This is a genomic window from Pontitalea aquivivens (genome assembly GCF_046507575.1).
In the GTDB taxonomy this organism is placed as follows: Bacteria; Pseudomonadota; Alphaproteobacteria; order Rhodobacterales; family Rhodobacteraceae; genus Pontitalea; species Pontitalea aquivivens.
Genome location: NZ_JBKFEY010000064.1, coordinates 1 through 3,579, shown reverse-complemented (window position 1 = coordinate 3,579; position 3,579 = coordinate 1). Strand labels below are relative to the sequence as shown.

At 64.2% G+C, this 3,579-nt stretch carries 4 protein-coding genes; all 4 read right to left on the bottom strand.

Going from position 1 to position 3,579, the window contains the following annotated elements; all coding sequences use genetic code 11:
* Nucleotides 1-348: Mur ligase family protein (locus ACK8OU_RS19965; RefSeq protein ID WP_410305081.1), on the bottom strand; the 348-nt coding region annotated here is incomplete at its 3' end.
* Nucleotides 349-383: 35 nt separating this feature from the next.
* Nucleotides 384-1,007 carry a polysaccharide pyruvyl transferase family protein gene (locus ACK8OU_RS19960; protein WP_410305079.1) on the bottom strand — a complete coding sequence of 208 codons (624 nt, stop codon included), beginning with the start codon at nucleotides 1,005-1,007 and terminating at the stop codon, nucleotides 384-386.
* Nucleotides 1,008-1,189: 182 nt separating this feature from the next.
* Nucleotides 1,190-1,897: a glycosyltransferase family 25 protein gene (locus ACK8OU_RS19955; RefSeq protein WP_410305080.1), complete on the bottom strand. Its 708-nt coding sequence runs from the start codon at nucleotides 1,895-1,897 to the stop codon at nucleotides 1,190-1,192.
* 238 nt (nucleotides 1,898-2,135) lie between these two features.
* On the bottom strand, nucleotides 2,136-3,579 hold a 1,444-nt coding region (locus ACK8OU_RS19950; RefSeq protein WP_410305078.1), incomplete at its 5' end, for an IS1380 family transposase.

The window sequence follows — 3,579 nt, the reverse complement described above, 5'->3', positions numbered from 1 at the left end:
TGAATAATGCTCGGTTCCGACCATCGTCACGATGGCGACATCAGGCTGCAGCATGTTCGCCATCGGTGCCATGTCGCCTTTGCCGCCGACGCCAAGCTCGGCCACGACAAAGCGTTCTTCGGGCTGGTGGTATTTCAGGGTGCGTATCAGCCTGTTTACCGTATTACTCAGCATTTGACGCCGGGTCGGTGCATGTGCCTGCAGGATATGTGAGAGCAGGCCGACGGTGGTCGACTTGCCCGAACTGCCGGTCACCGCGACAAAGCAGGATGTGCTGCGCGCCCGTTTGCGGGACGCGGCCCACATCCGCAGGCGGCGCTGTGGGCCGGTGCGAAATCGCAAGATCATCTGGTGCAAAGGTCTGTCCGCGCGGGCTTTCTGACTCATCTCAGATCCTGTGCTTGTATCGAAACGGCGTGCCGGATGGCATCAAGATAAATTTTCTTGTCATACATGTATCGGCCGACCTTGAAGACATGGGCCGGCGACCGGGTGAATGTTTCCATATCAAACGGGTGTGGTTCCTTACCCGTGTCCAGCGTTGAAAAATAGTCGAGAAACTTGAACCTGTCCCCTGCCATGTTCGGGCCCGGCGCAATCCAGACATTGGGGATTTCCAGCGCATCGGCGGCGATCAGCCCGTGTAGGGATTGGCTGTAAATACGCGAACAGCCCGCGATTTCGCCGATGACGTGCCAGGGGGTGTGGCCAGGGTCGATGATCTTGACCCCCGGGATCTTCATACGCCGCGCACGGCCGACCTGGGAAACATGGGGGACCAGACCAACCGGGCCGTCGCGCTGGACGCGAAACGGGGCGATCAGGTTCAAAAGCACCATCGGATCGCCCAGCAAGACCCCCTGGGCCCGCGCAAGGCCAGCCAGCGACAATTCGCCCCGCACAGCGACAACCCGACCGGGGTTCAGACTTCCGGCGACAGGAGGCAAAAGGCAACCCGATCCCAGCACCGTCGATGCGGCATTCGCCCGATCAAGGATGCTTCCCATGCCCAGAAAATGCGCCCTGTCACGCCGGGTTTCCAACCGCACGGGCCTGCCCACGGCGGCGCGGAAAAATGCGGGGTTGATGTCATCGCCAAAATTCGGTCTTCCCACATGCCAGAAGAACGGTAACGCCGGGCCGGGCTGAAGGCGCGCTTTCCAGTAGCGAAAAACTTTTCTGGCCTTGTTCATCGTTTACCGCCCTTCACGCGCTGGTAAAGAGACAGCTGTAGCCGATATAACGGGCGAAGGATTTCGCGCCGAATACGGTCCCAAAGCCCCCTCCGCTTGCCGATAAGACTTCCCCCCAGATCCGCTGAGATTTCCCGGACCCCCGACGGCCAGACCGTCAGAACGCGCAGGCCGTGATCCCAGCGCATCTGCAGATATGTATCTACCGGGCGATCAAAGTGCCGGGTCTTTTCCAGCAGCACCCGCGCCGCATCGCGCGTCACAATCTGCACCACCATGCCAAGACCTATCGACCGCGGCACCATCACGCAGGGATCGACGCCCGCAGAAAGGATCTTACCCGGCTTTTCCCGCATCTTGATCGGAAACCGAACCATATCGCCCTGAACCATCAGTGCCTGTGCGGCTTCAAGCGCCCGCGAAAAAGCAGGTTCTTCCAGCGCAACATCGTCTTCAAGGATCAGGGCGGCATCCAACCCTTGATTGACAATGGCCTGCCAACAGGCGCGATGGCTAAGAAATGTCGCGACTTCGGCAGGCCGCAGGGGAAACGGATAGGACGGACGTAGCAGATGACGCTTGTAATGGGCCTGTTGCGGCCCCGTCATGCTTGCCCCGTCGACCGCCTTCATGATGCTGGGTGCGATCGGCAGTTCTTGACGCAGGCGCCTGACTTGCGCCAGCCGCGCTGTCGCCCGCTCCAGATGAATGATCCCGCCTTATTCGCCGGAGGGGTCTGCGCGGCCGCTTCAGGCGCCTGAGCTGGGGTGATCGGGCGGCCTGAGCACGGCACCGGGGCCAAGTTGGGCGGGTCGGCGCATACCTCGGCACAGATCGGTGGCTGATGGCCAGTTTGGCGCGTTTTGGCGTGGTGAGCGCGCAGGCGTTCAGGCCGCCTATGGGCGGGTTGGCAAGCAGCGATGTCGGCAGTGGGGTGCGCGACTACGGATCTGCCGCCCATTGCAACGTCATGATCTCGGGCCAGAGGATGGCCCAGAAGCCTGCGGCGGCGGTGGAGAGGGTCAATGTCATGCGGCGGGCTGAGATGATCAGCCGGGCACCAGCACGCAGGACGCGCTCGCGCAGGCGGCGCAAACTCCAGCCGGTGTTGGTGGCGCGCGCCATGGCGCGGCGGGCGATGTGCATCAGCTGATAGGCCATCATCGAGATCAGCATCCGGACCTCGTTGCAGGCGAAGGCATCGACAGCTGGCGTGGTCGAGCGCGGCTTGCGACCGCGCACATGGGTCTTGGGGCGGTTCGTGGATGACAGGGCAGGATCCAGCACATCCTTCAGCTCGCCCATGTGGCCCTCGGCCTTGCCGCGCTCCCGGTAATGTTCGAGCACCTCGCAGCTCGCCATCTGCCGCCAGGTCAGCGAGGTGACGAGGAAGAAGCGGTCGAGCAGCAGATCGTCGGGGCGCTCCTTGACCACCAGGATCACCCGGCGGGGCTTGTCCCAGCTCTCGGCCTGATACTTCAGCACATGGGTCCACAGCCGTGGCTTGTTGGGGCGCCGCCCGCGCGGTCGTTTCATGTAGGGCGCGGCCAGACGGTCGAGCGCGGGGTTGGCACGCAGCCGGGCGACGTAGTCGATATTCCTGGCCTCCAGGCCCGCCAGCAGCTTCGGCGAGGGAAAGCCCGCATCCATGCGCACCATCGCCACCTTGCACAGTTCACCCTGCGCCCGGTCGACCACGTCGAGGATCACGTCCAGCGCCCCATCCGCGGTGCCGACATTGCCCGGCCGCAGGCGCCCGTCCAGCATGTCGCCGGTCTCGGCGATGGAGGTGATGAGCGGGTGGTAGATGCGGGCGTTGTAATGGCCGTTCCACTCGGCCTTCGGTTGGTGGCCATGCACCTCGATCGGCAGGCTGTCGACGTCGAGCGTCACCCGCGGGCGCTTCCGCCCGCCGTTCTCGGCCCGCAAGCCACGCGCGGCGAGTTCCAGCACGCCGTCGCGGAGCGCCTCCAGGTTGCCGGCCTGCGCCATGATAGCCGTGAAGCGCGACAGCGTCGGCTGCGAGGCCAGCCCCGGTTCCACCACCAGCGGGGTCAATCCGGCCGAGGAACTGCACGCTAACCGCATGGCCGGATCGAGACGCAGCGCATCGGCGTCATCATGATCGCGCCAGCCCTGTGCCGCCAGCAACACCGCGGTCCGCAACAGCGACGGCAGGTCGTGCAGCACATCCGCCTGCCGCCGTGGATCCTTCAGCCGCGCTCTCACCCAGTCTACGATCCCGCTGGACTCAAGGATCTCGCGCAAGAGCACCGCGCCGGGCTCACCCGTCAGCCGGTCTTCCCGGCACTCGACCCTCAGGGAGCGGTTGAACCGCGGCGTGACCGGCTGTAGCGTTTCACCCATGCGTGCGTCCGGAGCTGCT